This window comes from Nonomuraea antri (genome assembly GCF_013283785.1).
In the GTDB taxonomy this organism is placed as follows: Bacteria; Actinomycetota; Actinomycetes; order Streptosporangiales; family Streptosporangiaceae; genus Nonomuraea; species Nonomuraea antri.
In genome coordinates, this window is sequence record NZ_JABCPZ010000195.1 from 1 (window position 1) to 21,494 (window position 21,494).

Below are 21,494 nucleotides of genomic sequence, written 5' to 3' on the forward strand. Positions count from 1 at the left end.
ACCTCACACCTCACACTGGTCTCGTCCACCCGCACCGCCCCCGGCACGTCCGCCGCCAGTTCCGCCGCCGACGCGTTCTGGAAACCGCCCGTCAGCACCAGTCGCTCGGGGATCGGCACCGGCCGCAGCGAGCGCGCGTTCCGCACCGCCTCGGCCGCCGCCGCGGCGATCAGGGCCTGGGCGCGTCGCGGGTGCAGGCTGTCGGCGGCCGTGACGCCCTCGGCTCGCTTGACGACCGCGGTGACGACCCCGGGCAGCCGGCGTTCGGCCAGGGCGCAGATCTGGTCGTCGCCGGTCACCAATCCCACCGGCACCCCGTGTTCGGCCGCGAGCAGCGCGTTGACCTCGGCCTCCGAGACGTACTCGCCGTTCAGCTTGAGCCAGGCGAACAGCGAGGAGAAGCTGTGCGCGAGCACGCCGGGGCAGCCGCCCGGCGCGTGGTAGCCGACGAACAGCGCCACCCGGTGCCCCGGGCCGATGCCGTGCGCCATGCACTGCGCCTTCGGGCTGCCGGTGATCAGCCTGGCCCGTTCGTCCAGTGCGTCCTGCAGGAAGTTGTCCATGGTGCCGTGGCTGTCGTTCACGGTCACGCTCGTGGCGCCGGCGTCGAACGCTCCGGCGATGGCGGCGTTCGCCTCGGCGGTCATCAGCTCCTGAGCGCGCGGGTACCCGTGCCCGCCGCGGGCGATCTGGTCGATCGTGGCGATGCCGGCGATGCCCTCCATGTCGACGGAGATGTAGACGTCCATCCGATTCCTCTCACGCGGGGCTGGCCAGCATCTCCCGGGCCGCCGGCGGTGTCTTCGGAGCCCCGCACAAGGCGGGGGCGTGCGTTTTCGTATCCGCGCACGATCCGGCGCCGCGCGCGGCTGCCTACTGTGCACGAAACGTTCCAGGAGGTGACCAGGTGAACCCCGAAGACTTGGGCGCGCGGCTCGCCGAGCACGCGAGCGGGAACAACGTCCCCGGCGCGGTGCTCGCCGTCCGGCGCGGCGACGACATCACCGAGGCCGCGTACGGCGTGCTGGACAACGAGTTCGGCTACCCGGCGACCGTCGACTCCGTCTTCCAGACCGGCTCGATCACCAAGGTCTGGACCGCCACCCTGATCATGCAACTGGCCGACGAGGGCCTGCTCGACCTGGACCAGCCGGTGGCGCGCCACCTGCCCGGCTTCCGCGTCGCCGACGAGGCGGCCAGCGCCGCCGTGACCGTCCGCCAGCTGTTGTGCCACGTGGGCGGCTTCGACGGCGACATCTTCGACGACCACGGCCCCGGCGACGACGCCGTCGAACGCTACGTCGACGCCCTGGCCGGGCCGGCGCGCCAGCTCTTCCCGCCCGGCGCGCTGTGGTCGTACTGCAACAGCGGCTACGTGGTGCTCGGCCGGATCGTCGAGGTGCTGACCGGGCTGACCTGGGAGGAGGCGCTCAGGGAACGCATCGCGGTGCCGCTCGGCATGACGCACGCGCTCACCTCGCCCGCCGAGGCCATCAGGCATCGGGTCGCCATGGGCCATCTCACCGGACCGGACGGCGAGATCGTCAAGGCCCCGGTCTGGAGCATGCCGCGCTCCAACGCCCCGGCCGGGTCGACGCTGACGCTCACCGCCCGCGACCAGCTCAGGTTCGCCGCCCTGCACCTCGGCGGCGGCCTGGCCCCGGACGGCACCCGGGTGCTGTCGGAGCGGAGCGTGCTGGCGATGCGCGAGCCGCAGGCCGTCGTCCCCGGCGTCGAGCCGCTGCCCGGCCACTGGGGGCTCGGCTGGGAGCTGTGGGACTGGCCGGGCGGCCGGGTCATCGGCCACGACGGCGGCACGGTCGGTCAGGCGGCGCTGCTGCGCGTGGTGCCCGAGCGGGACGTCGCGATCGCGCTGCTCACCAACGGCGGCGACTTCCACGGCCTGCACGCGCTGGTCGCCGAGCTGCTGGACGAGCTGGCCGGCGTGCGCGTGCCGGAGCTGCCCGTCCCGCCCGCCCAGCCGCCGCGCGTCGACCCGCGCTACTTCACCGGACGCTACGAGTCCGCGACGTTCCGCTCCGAGATCGCCCAGGACGACGGCCGCCTGTCGGTCACGCTGCGGCCGATCGGCCCGGCCGCCGTGTTCCCCGAGGACGCCGAGCCGGACGTCACCTACGCGGTGCCGCTGGACGAGCGCACCCTCATCGGCCTCACCCGCGCCAACGGCCGACACCCCACCTACACCTTCGTCGGCGACGGCGACAGGGCGGGCTACCTGCACATGGGCCGCGCCATCCCGCGCGCCTGACACCCCGGCGCCACCCCCGGCACCACCCCGGCACGACCACGGGCCAGGCAGAGGAGAGCGATGAGATGACAACCACCCGGACGAAGACCGCCGCGTCCGTCCTCGCGGCGATCGGACTGGCGGCCACCGGCTGCGGCGGCGGGACGGCGGGCGGGAGCGGCGACGACACCGTGACCATCGCGATCTCCGCCGACCCCGGCTCGCTGAACCCGATGACCGCCGTGGTGACCAACGGGCTGAGCATGAACAGGTTCGCCTACGACTCGCTGGTGCACCAGGACGCGAGCGGGGCCACCGTGCCCGGCCTGGCCGAACGTTGGACGGCCACCACCACGTCGGCCGAGTTCACCCTCCGCAAGGGCGTGACCTGCCAGGACGGCTCGGAGCTGACCGCCTCGGACGTCGCGGCCGCCTACAACCACGTCGCCGACCCGGCCAACTCCTCGCCCCTGCTCGGCCTCGGGGTGCCGCCCACCGCCAAGGCCACGGCCGACGACGCCACCCGCACGGTCAAGGTCACCTCCACCCGGCCCGCGCCGTTCTTCGTGGAGATGTCGCGCCTGCTGCCCATCCCGTGCGAGAAGGGGCTGGCCGACCCGAAGGCGCTGGCCCGCACCAGCGACGGCACCGGGCCCTACCGGCTGACCGAGGCGGTGCCCGGCGACCACTACACCTACGTCAAACGCGACGGCTACGCCTGGGGCCCGGCCGGCGCGAGCGGGGCCGAGCTGCCGGGCAAGGTGGTGTTCAAGGTCGTCGCGAACGAGTCCACCGCCGTCAACCTGATGCTGTCGGGCGCCGTCCAGGCGGCCAAGGTCACCGGCCCGGACCGGCAGCGGCTGGAGTCGGCCAAGGCGGTGGCCCACGGCAGCACGCTCGTCCTCGGCGAGCTGCTGTTCAACGAGGCGTCCGGGCACCCCACCGCCGACCTCCCGGTGCGGCGCGCGCTGGTCGGCGCGCTGGACCTGACGCAGATCGGGCACGTGGCCAGCGGCGGCATCGGCAAGCCGGCCACCAACCTGGGCGAGATCCCGCCCACCCCGTGCACCGGCGACACCGTCGCGGGCAACGTGCCGCCGTACGACGCCGCGCGAGCCGCCGCCGCGCTCACCGAGGCCGGCTGGACGAAGAGCGGCGACGGCTGGACCAAGGACGGCAAGCCGCTGACCATCACCTTCGGCTACCCGGGCACCGAAGGGCAGCGGATCGTCTCGGCCGCCGAGCTCGCCGTCCAGCAGTGGACCGCGCTCGGCGTGAAGGTCACCACCAAGTCGATGGACCAGGCCACCGTGGTGACCACGCTGGCCTCCGGCGGCTGGGACGTGGCCTGGGCGCCGCTCAACGTGAACCTGCCCGACCAGCTCACCCCGTTCTTCGACGGTCCCGTCCCGCCCAAGGGCACCAACTTCGGCCACATCGACAACCCCGACTACCAGCGGCACGTCGCCAAGGCCGCCGCCCGGCCGGGCAAGGAGGGCTGCGCCGACTGGGACGCCGCCGACGCCGCGCTGATCAAGCGGCTGGACGTGGTCCCGTTCGTCACCGACCCGCGCACCATGTACGGCATCGGCGTGGACTTCCGCTACGACGGCGCGATCGTGCCCACCAGCCTGCGAAGGACCACCCGCTGATGGCCGCCGGGCCGGCGGCAGCGCCGGAGGAATCGCTGAAGGTACCAGGGAAGGGGCCGGTGGCACGGTGGGCCGCCGGACACGGACCGTGGGCCGGGTTCCTGGCCAGGCGGGCCGTCCGGCTGGCCGTCTCGCTGGGGGTGCTGGTCACCGCGTCCTTCGGGATGATCCACCTGGTCCCGGGCGACCCGGTCAGAGCGGCGCTCGGCCCGACCGCCGACCCGGCGCTGGTCGCCGCCCGGCAGCACGCGCTCGGCCTGGACCGGCCGCTGCCCGAACAGCTCTGGGCCTTCCTCACCGGCCTGGCGCGCGGCCGGCTGGGCGAATCGATCACCACCGAGATGCCGGTCGCGCAGATCATCGCCGACCGGCTCCCGGCCACCGTCGAGATCGCCGTGCCCGCCTTCCTGGCCATCATGCTGGTCGGGATCCCGCTCGGCATGGCGGCCGCCGTGCTCACCAGGGACGGCCGGCGGCGGCGCGGCGAGCTCGCCTTCACCTCGATCACCGGCCTGATCGGCGCGATACCCGAGTTCCTGCTGGCCGTCGGGCTGGTCGCGTTGTTCGCCGTGGCCGTCCCGGTGCTGCCGGTGGCCTCGCGCGGCGGGCCGTCGTCCTACGTGCTGCCCATCGTCGCGCTCGCCGCCGTCCCCGCCGTGGTGCTGGCCAGGATCGTGCGCGTCGAGACGCTGAAGGTGCTGGGCGAGGACTACCTGCGCACCGCCCGCGCCAAGCTCCTGCCCGCTCGGCTGCTGTATCTGCGGCACGCGCTGCCCAACCTGCTGACCTCCTCGCTGACCCTCGGCGGGCTGCTGTTCACCTCGCTCATCGCGGGGACGGTGCTGATCGAGAACGTGTTCGCCTGGCCGGGGCTGGGCACCACGATCGTCCAGGCCATCACGCAGAAGGACTACCCGCTCGTGCAGGGCGTGGTGCTGGTCTACGGGACGGCGGCGCTGCTCATCACGTTCGCGGTCGACGTGGCCGTGGCCGTCGCCGACCCCCGTTCCACGATCCGCGGGAGCTGACGTGTCATCAACGCCGTCCCCAACGCCGTCACTCACGCCGTCTTCCCCCGTGGCCTCGGGCTTCCCGCATCGGCTCGGGCGCGTCCTGCGCACCCCGCTCGGGGTGGCCGCGCTGTCCGCCGTCGGCGTGCTGGCGCTGGTCGCCGCGCTCGGCCCGCCGCTGTTCGCCGACGCCGCCGCGCGGGTGGACACCGCCGCCGCGGCCGGCGCGGGCGGCGCCGGGCACCTGTTCGGCACCGACAACCTGGGCAGGGACGTCGCCGCCCGGGTGGTCGTGGCCACCCGGCTGACCCTCGGGCTCACCCTGCTGGCCACCGCGATCGGCGTCACCGGCGGGCTGCTGCTCGGCCTGGCGCCCACCGTGCTCGGCCGGCGGGCCGGGCGGCTGGTCACCGCGGCCGTGGGCGTCCTGGTCGCCTTCCCCGGCCTGCTCTTCGTGCTCTTCCTGGCGACGATCTTCGGGGCCGGCACCGCAGGCGCGCTGCTGGCCGTGGGGCTGGCCATCGTCCCGCCCGCGGCCAGGCTGGTGCAGAACCTGGCCGCCGGCGTGGCCGGCTCCGACTACGTGGCCGCCGCGCGGATCCTCGGCGTCGGCAGGTTCCGGCTGGTCACGCGGCACGTGCTGCCGAACATCGCCGAACCCGCGGTGCTGTTCACCGCCCAGACCATGGCGAGCATCCTGGTGGCCTTCTCCGGCCTGTCGTTCCTCGGGCTCGGCGTCCAGTCGCCGTCCTACGACTGGGGCAGCCTGCTGAACGAGCAGCTCGACCGCATCTACGTCGACCCGGTGTCCGCGCTGGCGCCCGGGGCGGCCATCGTCTTCACCGGGCTCGCCTTCAGCCTGGCCGGGGAGGTGATCGCGCGAGCCGGGGGCCGCGACACGACGGCCGCGCCCGCGTCCGTCCCCCAGCCCGGGCCGGCCGCCGCCACGCCGCCGGATGGCGCGCTGCTGCACGTGGACGACCTGCGCGTCACCTTCCCCGGCGGCCAGACCCCGGTACGCGGGCTCACGCTGAGCATCGCCGCGGGCGAGGCCGTCGGCCTGGTCGGCGAGTCGGGTTCGGGCAAGAGCCTCAGCGCGCTGGCCGTGGCCGGGCTCGTCCCGCACCCGGGCCGGGTCTCGGCGGCGGCGCTCCGCTTCGACGGGCACGACGTGCTGCGCCGGCCGCGTACCGGCACCGCGCTGGCCATGGTGTTCCAGGACCCGATGGCCTCGCTGAACCCGGCGCTGCGCGTCGGCAGGCAGCTCGCCGAGGTCGCCGAGGTCCACCTGGGCGCGACCCGGTCGAAGGCGGCGGCCCGCGCGGTCGACCGGCTGGCCGCCGTGCGCATCGAGGACCCGGCCCGCAGGGCCCGGCAGCGGCCGCACGAGTACTCCGGCGGCATGCGGCAACGTGCCATGATCGGCATGGGCCTCATGGGCGAACCCAAACTGATCATCGCCGACGAGCCGACCACCGCGCTCGACGTGCTCGTCCAGCGGCAGATCCTCGACCTGCTCGGCCAGGTGCGCGCCGAGTCCGGCGCCGCGCTGCTGCTGGTCTCCCACGACCTGGCCGTCGTCGCCCAGGTCTGCGACCGGGTACTGGTCATGTACGCCGGACGGGTCGTCGAGGAACTGCCGGTGTCCGACCTGGCCGGCCGCGCCGCGCACCCGTACACCCGGGCGCTGGTCGGGGCCGTCCCGACCCTGGACACCGACAGGGAGGCCAGGCTGGCCACCATCCAGGGACGCCCGCCGGAACCCGCGGAACGACCGGACGGCTGCGCCTTCGCCCCGCGCTGCGACCGGGCCACCGCCCGCTGCCTCAGCGAGCGGCCCGACCTGACCGAGCGCGGGCCGCACGGCCGGGTCGCCTGCTGGCACCCCGTCACGGCGCAGGTCGCCGGATCCGTCGCGGGGGAGGCCCGATGAGCTCGCTGGAACTGCGCGGCGTCACCGTACGCTACGGCGGGCACACCGCCGTGCGCGAGGTGGACCTGGAGGTCCCGGACGGCAGCGTGACCGGGCTGGTCGGCGGCTCGGGCTGCGGCAAGTCCACGCTGGGCCGGGCCGCCGTCGCGCTCGCGCCGCTGGCCGCCGGCCGGATCCTGGTCGACGGCCGGCCGATCGCCGCCCGGCCCGGACGCGGCCCGGTCCAGCTCGTCTTCCAGGACCCGTACGCCTCGCTCGACCCCCGCATGAGCATCGGCGCGTCCGTCGCGCAGGCGCTGCCCCGCACCGGCAGGGCGGCCAGGGACGCCGAGGTGGCCCGCTACCTGGAACTCGTCGGGCTCGACCCGGCCCGGGCCGGCCTGACCCCGCAGGCGCTGTCCGGCGGCCAGCGGCAGCGGGTCGCGCTGGCCCGCGCGCTCGCCGCCCGGCCGGGGGTGCTCGTCGCCGACGAGATCACCTCCGCCCTGGACGTGTCCGTCCAGGGCGCCATCCTCAACCTGCTGCGCGACCTGCAACGCGAGCTCGGCTTCTCGATGGTGTTCATCTCGCACAACCTGGCCGTCGTGCGCTACCTGGCCGACCGGGTCGCCGTCATGGACGCCGGCCGCATCGTCGAGCGCGGATCGGCCGCCGAGGTGTTCGACCGCCCGGCCCACGACGTGACCAGGACCCTGCTGTCCTGCGTGCCCACCCTGGAGGAGACCGCGTGACCAGGCCACTGACGATCGACGACCTGTACCGGTTCGCCATCCCCGGCGACCCGGACCTGTCTCCCGGCGGCGAGCGCGTCGTCTACACCCTGACCACCCAGGACGCCGCGGACGACCGGCCCGTCACCAGCCTGTGGGAGGCCGGTCCCTCGTGCCCGCCCAGGCGGCTGACGCTCGGGCCCGCCGACGCCGTGCCGCGCTGGTCGCCCGACGGCGGCACGGTGGCCTTCCTCCGCCAGGGACGGCTGCACCTGCTGCCCGCCGCCGGCGGCGAACCGTACCCGGTCGGCGGCGAGGCGGCGGGCGAGCCGGTCTGGAGCCCGGACGGCACCCGCATCGCCTACGCCGCCACCGACCCCGCCCCTGGCGTGGGCGATGCCGCGCCCGTGGTCGTCGACCGGCTCGGCTTCAAGGCCGACGGCGCCGGGCTGACCGGCGGCACGCAGCTGTTCGTCACCGACCTGGCCACCGGCCACACCACTCGCCTGACCAGCGGCGACGTCCACGCCGGGCGGCCGGCCTGGTCGCCGGACGGCACCCGGCTGGCCTACACCGCCGCGACCGGCGCCGACGCCGACGTGACGGGAGCCCGCGCCGTCCACGTGGTCGACGCCACCCCCGGCGCGGCGGAACCACGGCGGATCGGCCCCGGCGACGGCCGGGCCGACACCGTCCACTGGTTCCCCGGTGGCGACGCGCTGCTCGTCACGGGCCGCGCCGACCTCCGCCCGGGCCACGCGACGCTGCTGCGCCAGCCGCTCGACGGGTCGCCGCCCGTCCCGCTCGCCCCCGGCTTCGACCGCAACGTGATGACCGGCGGCCCCGGCTACCCGGGCGCGCCGCCGTTGTTCCTGGACGACGACGGCCGGAGCATCCTGTTCTGCGCCCGCGACCGCGGCGTCACCCGCCTGTACCGGCTGGACGGCGACCGTGTCACCGAGCTGCCGCTGCCCGCCGGCACCGGCGTCGGCGGCTGCTCGGCCGCGCTCAAGACCGGCACGGCGGCGCTGGCCACCGCCGACGCCGCCACCTTCGCCGAGATCGCGCTGTTCGACCTGGTCACCGGCACGCTCGAACACCTCACCCGGCACACCGCCGCCGCGCTGCCCGGCGTCGCCTTCCACCCGGTGACCGAGCGGGAGTTCACCGTCTCCGACGGGATACGCGTGCACGGCTTCGTCACCAGGGACCCGCAGGCCCCGCCGGGCGGCCCGCTGCTGGTGGACGTGCACGGCGGCCCGCACAACGCCTGGTCGCCGCACGCCGACCCGGTCCACCTCTACCACCAGGAACTGGCCACCCGCGGCTGGACGATCCTGACGCTGAACATCCGCGGCAGCGACGGCTACGGCGAGGACTTCTACACCGCGGCCGTCGGCGGCTGGGGCGAGGCCGACGAGAAGGACGTGCTGGAACCCGTCGCCGAGCTGGTCGCCGAGGGCCTGGCCGACCCGCGCAGGATCGCGCTGACCGGCTACAGCTACGGCGGCTACCTCACCTGCTGGCTGTCGGCGCGCAGCGACGTGTTCGCCGCCGCGGTGCCCGGCGGCGTGGTCACCGACCTGCGCAGCCTGGCCGGCACGTCCGACGTGGGCCAGAGCCTGGCCGACGGCGAGGTCGGCGACGACGCCAGACGGGAGGCGCTGTCGCCGCTCACCCACGCCGCCGGGGTGCGCGCGCCCACGCTGATCCTGCACGGCGAGGCCGACGACCGCTGCCCGGTCGGCCAGGCCGAGCAGTGGTTCCACGCGCTGCGCGCCCGCGGCGTGCCCGTCCGGCTGGTGCGCTACCCGGGCGCCTCGCACCTGTTCGTCCTGACCGGCCGGCCCTCGCACCGCGCCGACTACAGCCGCCGGCTCGTCGACTGGGTCACCGGCCACACCTCACTCCCCGAGACAGGAGCCCACCATGACTGAATCCACCACGGCTGAGTCCACCACGGCTGAGTCCACCACGGGCCGCTGGCGGTCACGCCTCGCCGAGCTGGCCGCCGAGCACGGGGTGCCCGGCGCGAGCCTGGGCATCCTGCACCGCGGCGAGCTCACCGAGACGGCCACCGGCCTGGCCAACGTGGCCGCGCGCATCGAGGCGACCACGGACACCCTCTGGCAGATCGGCTCGATCACCAAGGTGTGGACGGCGACCGTGGCGATGGCCCTGGTCGACGAGGGCCTGCTCGACCTCGACGCGCCGATCGTCACCGCGCTGCCGGAGCTGCGCCTGGCCGACGACGCGCTGACCAAGGGCGTCACCCTGCGCCACCTGCTCTCCCACACCAGCGGCATCGACGGCGACGTCTTCGACGACACCGGACGCGGCGACGACTGCCTGGAGAAGTACGTCGCCCTGCTGGACGGCGTGGCGGCCATCCACCCGCTGGGCGCCACCATGTCGTACTGCAACTCGGGCTTCCCGCTGCTCGGCCTGATCCAGGAGCGGGTCACCGGCGTGCAGTGGGACGAGCTGATGCGGCGCCGGCTGTTCGAGCCGCTCGGGCTCACCCACACCGTCACCCTGCCGGAGGAGGCGCTGCGGTTCCGGGCCGCCGCCGGGCACCTGGGCGACCCGCCGCAGGTCGCCCCGCAGTGGGGGCTGCCCCGCTCGGTCGCCCCCGCCGGGCTGATCTGCTCCACCGTCGCGGACGTGCTCGCCTTCGCCAAGATGCACCTGGACGACGGCCTGGCCGCCGACGGCACCCGGATCCTCTCCGAGCGGAGCGCGGCGGCCATGCGCGCCCCGCAGGTGCGTTTGCCCGACCCGTACCTGCTGGGCGACGCCTGGGGCCTGGGCTGGGTGCTGTCGGGCTGGGCCGGCCGCCGCCTGTACGGCCACGACGGCAACACCATCGGCCAGTCCGCCTACCTGCGCATCCTGCCCGACGAGGAGCTCGCGGTCTGCCTGCTGACCAACGGCGGCGACGGGATGGGCCTCTACCGCGACCTGTTCAGCGAGATCTTCACCGAACTGGCCGGCGTCGCCGTCCCCGAGCCGATCGGGCCGGCCGGGCACCCGGTGGCGTACGACCCGGCCGAGCTGGTCGGCGTGTACCGGCGGGCCTCCACGCACACGGAGGTGGTGGACCGGGACGGCACGCTCGTCATGCGGATCCGCCCCGCCGACGCCTACGCCGACCTGGCCGGGCACGAGGAGGTCGAGTGCGAGCTGCACCCGGTGGAGCCCGGCCTGTTCGTCACCCACCGCGAGGGCATGAAGGACTGGATCCCGGTGGTCTTCTACACCCTGCCCGACGGCGCCCGCTACCTGCACCACGGCGGCCGGGCGACCCCGAAGGCGAGCTGACGTGCCTGCCCTCCCAGGTGACGCGGAACGCGTGGCGGCCGGGGCCGCCGCGCGGGCCGGGGTGAAGATCGCCGAGCTGCACGAGCTGGCCGAGATCCACGAGGCGTGCGCGCTGCTCGACCGCGTCTGGCGGCCGGGCCCTGGCAACCCGCTGATGACGCCCGAGCTGCTGCGCGTGCTCGGCCACGCCGGCGGCTACGCGGTCGGCGCCTACGCCGACGGCCGCCTGATCGGGGTGTCGCTCGGGCTGCTGGCGACCGCCGGGCTGCACTCCCACATCACCGCTGTGGCCGGCGCGGACCGGGGCCGCAACGTCGGCTACGCGCTGAAGCTGCACCAGCGGGCCTGGGCGCTGGAGCGCGGCATCACGGCCGTCACCTGGACGTTCGACCCGCTGGTCAGCCGCAACGCCTACGTCAACCTGGCCAAGCTGGGCGCGGCGCCCGCCGAGTACCTGGTCGACTTCTACGGCCCGATGCGCGACGGGGTGAACGCCGGCACCGCCAGCGACCGGCTGCTGGTGCGGTGGGAGCTGGCCGGGCCGTGGCCGCCGGCCGGGGAACGGCCGCCTGCCGGGGCCGTGGCCGCGCTGGAACAGGGCGCCGGCGGCCGTCCGGTGCGCGGGCGGCTCGACGGGGCGGTCGTGCTGGTGCGGGTGCCGTCCGACGTGGAGGTGCTGCGCCGCGCCGACCCGGCCGCCGCCGGGGAGTGGCGGTCGGCGGTGCGCGAGGTGCTCGGCGGGCTCATGGCCGAGGGACGGCGCGTCACCGGCTTCACCAGGGACGGCCGCTACGTCGTGCGCTGACCGGCGGCTATCCTGCAGAATCCGGGACGCACCGGACGTAACTGGACGATTCCGGCGCGAGAAAGGCACCACATGACCGCAAGCCGCCACCGCCGCACCGCCCAGGCCACGTCATGATCACCCCGCCCGCGTCCGTGCTCGGCCGCATACTCACCGACCTCGGCACCACGCTCGTCGAGGTGGTGGCGGGCGAGCCCGACCCGTCGCGGCCGGTCGGCGGCGTGCTCATCCACGACCCGCACGACCAGCCGGCCGGGATCCCCGACCCGGTCGTGCTGGGCGTCGGCGTGTACGGCGCGGAGCAGGTGGCGGCGCTGGTCGAGCGGGCCGCGGAGCTGGCGGCGGCCGCGGTGATCGTCAGGTCGCCGGTGGAGCTGGACGAGCGGGCGGCACGCGCGGTCGCCGACACCGGGGTGCCGGTGCTCGGCCTGACCCCCGGCGCGTCGTGGGCGCCGGTCGCCGCGATGCTGCGTTCGCTGCTGGCCGTCGAGGACGTCGGCGGCGATCTCGGCCCGGGCGCGGACGTCGGCGACCCGCTGGCCGGCGACCTGTTCGCGCTGGCCAACGCGACCGCCGCGCTGCTCGACGGCCCGGTCACCGTCGAGGACCGCAACGGCCGGGTGCTGGCCTTCTCCAGCCGCCAGGACGAGGGCGACGACGCCCGCATCGCCACCATCCTGGAACGCCAGGTGCCCGACGACAAGCTGCGCATCCTGGAGGAACGCGGCGCCTTCCACGACCTGTACAGCAGCGACCGCCCGGTCTACCTGGAGGGCGTCGTGGCCAAGCCCCGGGTGGCGATCGGCGTGCGGGCCGGCGGCGAGATCCTCGGCTCGATCTGGGTGGTCGTCGGCGAGCCGCTGACCGAGGACCGCGAACGCTCGCTCGCCGAGGCGGCCAAGGTGGCCGCGCTGCACCTGCTGCGCCGCAGGGCGGGGGAGGACGCCGGCGGCAGGCTGCGCGCCGACCTGCTGGCCACCACGCTCGAAGGCGGCCCGGCCGCGGCCGAGGCGGCGGCCAGGCTCGGGCTGTCGGCACACCCGGCGTGCGTGCTGGCGCTGGCGGTGCGCGGCGACGCCTCAGGCCCCGACCGGCTGGCCGTCGCGCACCGCGCCTGCCAGGCGCTCACCCTGCACCTGAGCGCCGTGCACCCGAGAGCGGCCACCGCCCAGCTCGACGATGTCGTCTACGCGATACTCCCGGCCGAGTCCGACGAGGCGGCGCTGCGCGTGGCCGAGACGTTCCTCGACCGCATCGGCGCCCGGGTGCCGGCCGCCATCGGCGTGGGACGGGTCGCGGCGCGCCCCGCCGAGCTGCGCAAGTCACGCGCCGACGCCGACCGGGCGCTGCGGGTACTGCACTCGGGCCGGGTCACGCGCCCGGCCGCCCGGCTGAGCGACGTCTGGGTCGCCGCGCTGCTCGTCGACGTGGCCGACCGCGTCGCCGCCGAGGACGACCCGCCGGCCGGCCCCGTCACCCGGCTGCGCGCCTACGACGCCGAGCACGGCACCGCGCTCACCCAGACGCTGGCCGCCTGGCTCGACACGTTCGGCGACGTGATCGCCGCCGCGGCCGCCGTGCACGTGCACCCGAACACCTTCCGCTACCGGCTGCGGCGGCTGGCCGAGGTGGGCGGCATCGACCTGACCGACCCCGAGGCCAGGTTCGAGGCGATGCTGCACCTGCGCCTGACCCCGCCGCAGCACTAGCGCGCCGGTTCGTCGGCGGCGACGAACCGGCGGCCGCAGGTTGTGCCCCGGAGACCAGGTGGGCGGCGCGGAACCCCCGGACGATGAGACCCGTGAAATCCCGGTCCCCCTTGGAGGCTCCATGAACATCACCGGCGTGGAACTGCGGCGCGTCCAGATGCCGCTGACCGCCCCCTTCCGCACCTCGTTCGGCGTCGCGCACCACCGCGACATCCTGCTCGTCCGGGTGGTCACGCCGGAGGCGGAGGGCTGGGGCGAGTGCGTGGCGATGGAGAGCCCGATGTACTCCGACGAGTACACCGACGGCGCCGCCGAGGTGCTGCGCCGCTTCCTGGTGCCGATGCTCGCGGCCGTCCCCGACCTGGACGCCAACCGGGTCGCGCCCGCGCTGTCCGGCGTCAAGGGGCACCGGATGGCCAAGGCCGCGCTGGAGACGGCGGTGCTCGACGCCGAGCTGCGGGCCGCGGGCACGTCGTTCGGCCGGCACCTGGGCGCGGTGCGCGACCGGGTGCGCTGCGGCGTCTCGATCGGCATCACCGACTCCGTCGGCCGGCTGCTGGAGGAGGTGGCGGGCTACCTCGACGAGGGGTACGTCCGGATCAAGCTGAAGATCCAGCCGGGCTGGGACGTCGAGCCGGTGGCCGCGGTCAGGGAACGCTTCGGCGACCGGGTGCCGCTGCAGGTCGACGCGAACGCCGCCTACACCCTCGCCGACGCGCAGGCGCTGGCCCGGCTCGACGCGTTCGGCCTGGAGCTGATCGAGCAGCCGCTCGCGGCCGGCGACCTGCACCAGCACGCCGTCCTGGCGCGGCGGCTGAGCACCCCGATCTGCCTGGACGAGTCGATCGAGTCGGCCGCCGACGCCGCGCACGCCCTGTCGATCGGCGCCTGCTCGATCGTCAACATCAAGCCAGGACGGGTGGGCGGCTACCTGGAGGCCCGCAGGATCCACGATCTGTGCCTGGCCAACGGCGTCGCGGTGTGGTGCGGCGGCATGCTGGAGACCGGCCTGGGCCGGGCGGCGAACGTGGCCCTGGCCGCGCTGCCCGGTTTCACCCTGCCGGGCGACACCTCGGCCTCGCGCCGCTACTACGCCGCCGACCTGACCGAGCCGTTCGAGCTGAGCGAGGGGACGCTCGCGGTGCCGCGCGGCCCTGGACTCGGCGTGGCCCCGCTGGCGGACCGGCTGGCCGAGGTCACGACGCACACCGAGTGGCTGCGTACGGAATCTACGATGTAAAGGCGCACGAAATATCGGTATCTCTACCGATAACGGTACCGATGTTTCCCGGGGTTACATTCGGCGCACCCACACACCACGGCGGACCCGCTCCGTTCACGGGTCGCCGGCATCTCTCCGACGTGCCGCTCGCGCCTGGACCGGGTCGCCGGCTTTCCGCGATGGACGGCCCGCCTTGGTCACCCCCCAGGCGGAGGTAACCCTCGCATGAGCCACTCACGATGGAGAGCAGCGGCCAAAGCGCTGACCACAGCGCTGATCACGGCGTCGAGCGCCGTGCTGGTCGCGGCGGCGCCGGCGATCCCGGCGTCCGCTCTCGCCCAGACACCGGCGGCGGTCACCGTGCCGGCCGCGCCCGCGCAGGCCACCGGCACGACCGGCCGGGGCGTGTCCCCGGCCGGCGAGGAGGTGGCCTCGGACGTCTCGCTCCGGTACGGCCGCTCCGGCAGCAGCTGGCGCACCGAGATCAGCCGGCCCGGCTCCCGCTACGTCAAGGTGCACTTCTCCTCGCTCGTCCTGCTGCCCGGTGACTACGTCACCGTGGCCGGCGCCGACGGGCGGGAGCGGCACACCTACTTCGGCGACCCCACCACCGGCCGCAACACCGGCGGCTCCGGACACACCACGCACGGGCGGGCGGGGTTCGCCGCGCTGTCCGTCGACGGCGACACCGCCGTGATCACGCTGCACGCGACCGGCGCCGGCCCGCGTGACGCCGCCCGGCTGGCCAGGCAGGGCTTCGGCGCGCGCGTCGACCGCTACTACCGCGGCTACACCGCCGACGAGGCCGCGGCCCTGGCGCCCCAGGCGTTCAGCGTGTGCGGCACCGACGCGCGGCGCGACGTGGTCTGCTACCGCGACAGCCACCCCACCGAGTACGCCCGCAGCCGCGCCGTCGCCCGCCAGCTCCTGGACGGCGTCGGCCACTGCACCGCCTGGCGGGTGGGCAACACCAACCGCATGCTGACCAACAACCACTGCATGGAGAGCGCCGCCGACCTGGCCGCCAGCGAGTTCCAGTTCGACTACGACTGCGCCACCTGCGGCGGCAACAACCCGGGAGCGGGCACCAAGGTCGGCGGCGGCCAGTTCCTGAAGACCAGCGGGCTCAACGCGCTCGACTACACCCTGTTCACCGTGAGCGACTTCGCCGCCGTGCAGCAGTTCGGCACCCTGTACCTGGACCCGCGCCCGCCGGTGGCCGGCGAGCGCATCTACATCCCCGGCCACGGTGACACGCGGCCCAAGCGGCTGTCGTTGTTCGAGGAGACGCAGGGCGGGGCCACCTGCAAGATCGACGTGGTGTCGTCCGGGGTCAACACCGGCTACCGGTGCGACACGTCGGGCGGCAACTCCGGGTCGCCGGTGCTGGCCGCCTCCAGCCACCGGGTGATCGCGCTGCACCACCTCGGCGGCTGCCCCAACTGGGGGACGCGGATCACCGAGGTGTACAACGAGATCTCCAGCATGATCGACAACACGCCGCCGACCGGCGGCGACGACTTCTCGGTGGGGGTCTCGCCGTCCGGCGGCACCGTCCCGGCCGGCGGCGGTTCGGCCACGGCCACCGTGTCGACCACCGTGACCGGCGGCAACGCCCAGCAGGTGAACTTCAGCGCCACCGGGTTGCCGGCGGGGGCGACGGCGTCGTTCGCGCCGCCGTCCACGCAGTCGGGCGGCTCGTCCACGCTGACGCTGACGACCACCGCGCAGACGCCCGCCGGCGCGCACCAGATCACCGTCGTCGCGGCCGGGAGCGCGGTGACGCGCAACACGGTGTTCACGCTGACGGTCGGCACGACGGGCGGCGGCTGCGCGGGGTTCGAGACCACCAAGACCGGCACGCTGGCGTCCGGGGCGAGCGGGTACCAGCCTGACGGCGGCTACTTCCAGACCACGGTGAGCGGCGCGCACCAGGCGTGCCTGGACGGCCCCGACGGCACCGACTACGACCTGTACCTGCAACGCTGGAACGGGTCGAGCTGGGCGACGGTGGCGCAGAGCGCCGGGTCCGGCCCCGACGAGCAGCTCAGCCACACCGGGGCGGCGGGCTACTACCGCTACCGGGTGCACGCCTACTCCGGCTCCGGCGGTTACACGCTGGGCTACAACGCGCCCTGATCGCGTGAACGCGTGACACCTCCGCCCGGGGGCGTCACGCCTCCTCCGCGAACACCAGCGCGTACTGGGGCGATTCCAGCCAGTCCGCGTCCAGATGGGCGCCGCTGTCCAGCTGGACGACGGCCATGGCGCCCGCGTGCGACAGCGGGGCGGCCGGCTCGGGCAGCAGCCGGAACACGTGGTCGAGCGCCGGTGGATCGGCGCCGGCCACCTGCCCGGGGTCGAGAGCGGCCATGAACAGCCGCAGCCGCCCGCCGTCGAACCCCTCGACCTCGCGTTCACGCAGCCCGGTGCCCGGGCCGCCGATCAGTTCGGCCACCTCCTCGAGGTCCATCGGCCCGTCCAGCGGTTGCACGACCGTCCAGGAGAGGGAGACATCGAGCCAGGGCGCGGCGGCGAGCAGGCGCTCGTAGTGCGCGACGACGAGCTGCCCGGCCGGCATGTCGTCTCCTCCTCCGGTCACGCCGGACGGTCGCCGACCGTCCAGCTCGGGCGGGCGTTGAGCGTGGCCGGCTCGAACCCGGCCAGCCGCTTGTAGTGCAGCGCGATCTCCTCGCGTTCGGCCAGCGGGATGACCTGCTCGATGTCGGTGAAACCGCCCGGGGCCCGCTCGTGCGCCAGCTTGAGGATCACCTCGGGGCCGTCCTCGCGGTTGGCCAGGACGACGCCGTTGGTCAGCGGCCGCCGCGTCTCCTCGTAGAAGTCCAGGCCGCGGCCGGTGGCCAGCGCGTACGCCAGCACCCGGGCGTCGATGACCGCCTGGGTGCCGCCGTTGGAGCCGGTGGGATACATCGGGTGGGCGGCGTCGCCCATGAGCGTGACCGTGCCGCGCGACCAGTGCGGCAGCGGGTCGCGGTCCACCAGCGGATACTCGTACGCCTTGTCCGCGCTCGCGATGAGCGCCGGGATGTCGAGCTCGTCGAAGTGGCAGTCGGCCACGTGGTCGATGAACTTGCCGACCTCCACCTGCCGGTTCCAGTCGCCGCGCGGGGTGGTCTCGGGCGCGCGGTGCTGGATGGCCCAGTTGATCAGCTGGGTGCCGTCGGGCTCGGGCGGCGCGATGGGGTAGATGACGAGCTTCTGCGTGCCGTCCCCGGCCATGATCATGGACTTGCCGGTCATGAACGGCTTGGCGTACGCGGTGCCGCGCCACAGCACGTACCCGCCCCACAGCGGCTCGCCCTCGTCGGGGAACAGCGCCGCCCTGACGTTCGAGCGGATGCCGTCGGCGCCGATGAGCAGGTCGGCGTCGTGGTCGAGGCCGGTGACGGGCGAGCCGGTGACCACCGCGTCGTCGCCGAGCCGTTCGCGTACCGCCTGCAGGAGCATGAGCTGCAGCCGGCCCCGGTGGATCGAGTACTGCGGCCAGGTGTAGCCGGCGTTCCTGCCGCGCGGCTCGGACCAGATGCGCTGCCCGCGCCGGTTGATGAAGGTCAGGTCCGCGGTCGGGATGCCGATGCCGGCCAGGCGCTCGCCCAGGCCGAGCTCGATCAGCTCGCGCACGGCGTGCGGCAGGATGTTGATGCCGACGCCCAGCGGCTGGATGTCGTCCACCGCCTCGTGCACCACCACGTCGGTGATCCCGGCCGCGTGCAGGCTCAGCGCGGCGGTCAGCCCGGCGATGCCGGCGCCGGCGATCAGCACGCGGGCCGGGCGCGCGGCCGTCACGAGGTGCCCGCGGGCAGGAGCAGCGGTGCGACGTCGAAGGCCGACTTGAGGTAGCCGAACTCGACCATGAGGTCGGCCACGCGCTGCAGGCGGGCCTTGTCGATGGTGGGGGAGTAGCCGCCCAGCTTCATCTGGTCGGCGGTGGCCTGGTCGATCTTCGTGTACTTGAGCATCGCGGCCTTGGCCTCGGCCGGGGTGGAGATGGCCAGGTCCACGGCCTTGCGCAGGCCGCGCTGGAAGGCGGCGACCGTCTTGGGGTTGGCGCGGGCGAACTCGTCGGTGGTGAGGTAGCCGGCCATGGGGAAGTCGAGCGTGTTCGCGGTGAACAGCTCCGACAGCGTGGCGGCGCCGCTCTGCCCGGCGGCGGTCTGCCAGAACGGCTCGGGCATGACGGCGGCGTCCACGATGCCGCCGTCCAGCGCGCCGGCCATCTGGGGGAAGGGCCGCTCGACGAACGTGATGTCGGAGGTGGTCAGCCCGGCCGTCTTGACCAGCGCGCTGACGGCCAGCGTGGCGACGTTGCCGCTGGTGTTGACGCCGACCTTCTTGCCCTTGAGGTCGGCCAGCGTCTTGATCGGCGAGTCCTTCTTGGTCATCAGCACGAAGTTGCCGTTCTTGGCGACGTACGCCTCGCCGACGACCTTGAGCTTGGCCGCGCCGGTCGAGGCGGCGAGCAGGGCCGAGACGTAGTTGCTGTGCAGGAGGTCGAGCTTGCCGCTGACCAGGTCGGGGATCGCGGCGGCGCCGCCCTGGATGAGCTCGTACTTGACCTTCAGCCCCTCGGCGGCGAAGTAGCCCTTGTCGATGGCGATCTGGATGGGGGCGACCTCGGGCAGCGGCAGCATGCCGATGGTGAGGTCGGCCTTCTCCACCCCGCCGGCGCCGGTGGCCGGCTGTGGGTCGCCGCCGTTGCCGCAGGCCGCGGTGAGTGCGACGACAAGGGTGAGCGCGAGTATGCGCATGCGTGGACGGCGTCCCGCTCCGGACATTAACGCTCCTGAGGAAGTGGCGTGGCGGACGTGTTCTTCGTGGGATTTATCACGGTTATTTCGCGCGATTTCAGCACTCGTCGTTCGAGTGCGAGAAACAGCTGATTGAGCAGGTAACCCAGGACGCCGAGCACGATGATGACGCCCCACATGCCCGGCAGGTCGAATGCGCGTTGCGCGGCCCGTAACTGAAAGCCGATGCCCTCGGTGCTGAAGAACTCGGCGATCACCATGAGGATCAGCGCCAGCGACAGACTCAGCCGCAGCCCGGCGAAGATCTTCGGCGCGGCCGACGGCAGGATGACCCGCAGCAGCCGCTGCCGTCTCGACAGCCGGAAGACCTGCGCGGTGTCCAGGTGCTGCTGGTCGACCGTGCGCGCGCCGTCGGCGGCGTTGATCAGCACCGGCCAGACGATGCCGCACGCGATCGTGGCGATCTGCATGCGCGCGCCGGTCGCGAACAGGGCCAGGAACATCGGCAGCAGGGCGGGCGGCGGCAGCGCCCGGCCGAACTGCAGGACCGGGTCGAGGAAGCGGAACAGCAGCGGCGAGCGGCCCAGCGCGATGCCGAGCAGCACCCCGATCACGCCGGCCAGCGCCCACCCGGCCAGCAGCCTGCTCAGGCTGTGCGGGACGTTGCCGAGCGCCGCGTCGTTGAGCCAGAGCCTGACGGGCGGGCCGCTGAACCACAACTCGCGCAGGCGCAGCGCGATCGTGGTGGGCGGCGGGAAGTACGGGTGCCGCAGCGACCGGGTGGCCAGCTCCCAGACGATCAGCACGACGGGGATCACCCAGAGCCGGCCCAGGGCGGCGAGCACGGCCCACACCGCCCTGATCCCCGTCCTGATCCCCGCCCTGATTATGGAACGCGGCCTTGGGCGGGTCATCGGTCCGCCTCCGTCAGCGCCGTGTGCCAGCGCAGCAGCCGGCGGCCGGCGAGGACCAGCAGCCCGTTGGTGAGCAGGCCGAGCGCGCCCGCCCAGAACGTCGCCGCGATCGTCAGCGTGAGCCCTTCCGGGCTGCTCTCGGCCAGGATGATGAACCTGCCGATGCCGCTGGTCCCGCCCGCGAGCAGTTCGGTGCTGACGGCCAGGATGAGGGCGATCGCCGCGGCCACCCTGATCCCGGTGACGATGAACGGCGCCGCGCTGGGCAGGCCGACCCGCCACAGGATCGCCGCCGGGCCGAAGCCGAAGCTGCGCAGCGTCTCCTTGGCCAGCGGATCGACCTCGCGCAGGCCGTACATGGTGTTGATGAGGATCGGCCACGCCGCCGCGTAGACGATCATCGCGACCTTCATCTCGAGCCGGTCGGTGAAGACGAAGGCGGCCAGCGGGATGAGCGCGACCGACGGGATGGGCCGCAGGAACTCGATCAGCGGCCGCAGCGCCCGCTCGACCGGCGGCAGGCTGCCCAGCAGCAGCCCGGCGGGCACGGCGAGCGCGGTCGCGGTGAGCAGACCGAGCGCCCAGCCGGCAGCGGTGGCCCCGACGTCGGCCAGGAAGTCCGGGTCGGTCGCCAGCTCGACGGCGGTCACCACGATCGTCGAGGCGAGCGGGAGCTGCAGCGTGGAGATCAGGCCGAGCCGGCCGGCCGCCTCGGCCAGGCAGAACAGGCCGATCACGCCCAGGACGCCGCAGATGACGGCGCTGTCCAAAGGCCGATGAACGATCCGCCGGAGGGCTTCGAGAAGCATGCGCTGAATGGGACGGAATATGTTTCGGCCGGCATTTCGGTCGGCGTTTCGGCTGGGCATCAGGCGCACGATGATGTCCAACCGCCGATCGTGCAGAACAGCATTCAGCTCTCCGTGGCGGACGTCCGGCCGGGTGGGGGCGAACCTCTGACAGAGTAACCGAAATGATCATCCAGGCAACTAGGATTTTCCGCCAAATGTGGCGCCATTGATGACATGTCGATAAACGGAGGCGCGAAACGCGCGATGGGGTCTATATGGGGCCGCGTGCGCGGGCCGTTCGAGCCGTGGCAGGACGCGCGGGGGCCGACCGCGCGTGGCGAGGTCGCGCGGGGGCCGGCCACGTGCGGCCGGTCAGGTGGGGGCCTGTCAGGTGGGGGCCTGTCGGGTGG

At 74.0% G+C, this 21,494-nt stretch carries 18 protein-coding genes; 12 read left to right on the top strand and 6 right to left on the bottom strand.

The window, feature by feature from the left end; genetic code table 11:
• On the bottom strand, positions 1 to 749 hold a 749-nt coding region (locus HII36_RS41550), incomplete at its 3' end, for a M55 family metallopeptidase (RefSeq protein WP_173528844.1).
• 158 nt (positions 750 to 907) lie between these two features.
• On the opposite strand from HII36_RS41550, the gene HII36_RS41555 reads away from it, so the two are divergent.
• From HII36_RS41555 to HII36_RS41600, 11 genes are all read left to right on the top strand, one after another.
• Entirely contained in the window at positions 908 to 2,269 is a 1,362-nt protein-coding gene (locus tag HII36_RS41555; protein WP_173528845.1) for a serine hydrolase domain-containing protein, read from the top strand.
• Positions 2,270 to 2,334: 65 nt separating this feature from the next.
• Positions 2,335 to 3,900 (top strand): ABC transporter substrate-binding protein, encoded by a 1,566-nt coding sequence (locus HII36_RS41560; protein ID WP_173528846.1) that lies wholly within the window; start codon positions 2,335 to 2,337, stop codon positions 3,898 to 3,900.
• Between the two features lie 59 nt (positions 3,901 to 3,959).
• On the top strand, positions 3,960 to 4,928 hold the full coding sequence (locus tag HII36_RS41565; RefSeq protein WP_328808131.1) for an ABC transporter permease: 969 nt from the start codon (positions 3,960 to 3,962) through the stop codon (positions 4,926 to 4,928).
• A gap of 49 nt (positions 4,929 to 4,977) precedes the next feature.
• Positions 4,978 to 6,843 (top strand): dipeptide/oligopeptide/nickel ABC transporter permease/ATP-binding protein, encoded by a 1,866-nt coding sequence (locus HII36_RS41570; RefSeq protein WP_328808132.1) that lies wholly within the window; start codon positions 4,978 to 4,980, stop codon positions 6,841 to 6,843.
• On the top strand, positions 6,840 to 7,574 hold the full coding sequence (locus HII36_RS41575) for an ABC transporter ATP-binding protein (RefSeq protein ID WP_173528848.1): 735 nt from the start codon (positions 6,840 to 6,842) through the stop codon (positions 7,572 to 7,574). The genes HII36_RS41570 and HII36_RS41575 overlap by 4 nt, the downstream gene beginning before the upstream one ends.
• Positions 7,571 to 9,490 (top strand): S9 family peptidase, encoded by a 1,920-nt coding sequence (locus HII36_RS58930; protein ID WP_217370611.1) that lies wholly within the window; start codon positions 7,571 to 7,573, stop codon positions 9,488 to 9,490. The genes HII36_RS41575 and HII36_RS58930 overlap by 4 nt, the downstream gene beginning before the upstream one ends.
• The gene (locus HII36_RS56075; protein ID WP_217370612.1) at positions 9,483 to 10,874 is read left to right on the top strand and encodes a serine hydrolase domain-containing protein; all 1,392 of its coding nucleotides are present in this window, start codon (positions 9,483 to 9,485) and stop codon (positions 10,872 to 10,874) included. The genes HII36_RS58930 and HII36_RS56075 overlap by 8 nt, the downstream gene beginning before the upstream one ends.
• 1 nt (position 10,875) lies before the next feature.
• Entirely contained in the window at positions 10,876 to 11,679 is an 804-nt protein-coding gene (locus HII36_RS41585) for a GNAT family N-acetyltransferase (RefSeq protein WP_173528849.1), read from the top strand.
• A gap of 113 nt (positions 11,680 to 11,792) precedes the next feature.
• The gene (locus HII36_RS41590) at positions 11,793 to 13,388 is read left to right on the top strand and encodes a PucR family transcriptional regulator (RefSeq protein WP_173528850.1); all 1,596 of its coding nucleotides are present in this window, start codon (positions 11,793 to 11,795) and stop codon (positions 13,386 to 13,388) included.
• Positions 13,389 to 13,509: 121 nt separating this feature from the next.
• Positions 13,510 to 14,628, top strand: a complete 1,119-nt coding sequence (gene menC, locus HII36_RS41595; RefSeq protein WP_173528851.1) for an o-succinylbenzoate synthase — start codon at positions 13,510 to 13,512, stop codon at positions 14,626 to 14,628.
• Between the two features lie 207 nt (positions 14,629 to 14,835).
• On the top strand, positions 14,836 to 16,749 hold the full coding sequence (locus tag HII36_RS41600) for a trypsin-like serine peptidase (protein WP_217370613.1): 1,914 nt from the start codon (positions 14,836 to 14,838) through the stop codon (positions 16,747 to 16,749).
• Between the two features lie 34 nt (positions 16,750 to 16,783).
• On the opposite strand, the gene HII36_RS41605 is transcribed toward HII36_RS41600, so the two are convergent.
• From HII36_RS41605 to HII36_RS41625, 5 genes are read right to left on the bottom strand one after another with little or no spacing between them, the layout of a single operon-like run.
• Entirely contained in the window at positions 16,784 to 17,191 is a 408-nt protein-coding gene (locus HII36_RS41605; protein WP_173528852.1) for a hypothetical protein, read from the bottom strand.
• A gap of 17 nt (positions 17,192 to 17,208) precedes the next feature.
• Positions 17,209 to 18,417 (bottom strand): flavin-dependent oxidoreductase, encoded by a 1,209-nt coding sequence (locus HII36_RS41610; protein ID WP_173528853.1) that lies wholly within the window; start codon positions 18,415 to 18,417, stop codon positions 17,209 to 17,211.
• Positions 18,414 to 19,406 (bottom strand): ABC transporter substrate-binding protein, encoded by a 993-nt coding sequence (locus HII36_RS41615; protein WP_173528854.1) that lies wholly within the window; start codon positions 19,404 to 19,406, stop codon positions 18,414 to 18,416. Before HII36_RS41615 ends, HII36_RS41610 begins: the two co-directional genes overlap by 4 nt.
• The gene (locus HII36_RS41620) at positions 19,406 to 20,293 is read right to left on the bottom strand and encodes an ABC transporter permease (protein WP_173528855.1); all 888 of its coding nucleotides are present in this window, start codon (positions 20,291 to 20,293) and stop codon (positions 19,406 to 19,408) included. Before HII36_RS41620 ends, HII36_RS41615 begins: the two co-directional genes overlap by 1 nt.
• On the bottom strand, positions 20,290 to 21,063 hold the full coding sequence (locus tag HII36_RS41625; RefSeq protein WP_236004433.1) for an ABC transporter permease: 774 nt from the start codon (positions 21,061 to 21,063) through the stop codon (positions 20,290 to 20,292). Before HII36_RS41625 ends, HII36_RS41620 begins: the two co-directional genes overlap by 4 nt.
• A gap of 6 nt (positions 21,064 to 21,069) precedes the next feature.
• Here HII36_RS41625 and HII36_RS41630 point away from each other — a divergent pair, with 6 nt between their 5' ends.
• Positions 21,070 to 21,261 (top strand): hypothetical protein, encoded by a 192-nt coding sequence (locus HII36_RS41630; protein ID WP_173528843.1) that lies wholly within the window; start codon positions 21,070 to 21,072, stop codon positions 21,259 to 21,261.
• Positions 21,262 to 21,494: the final 233 nt, after the last annotated feature.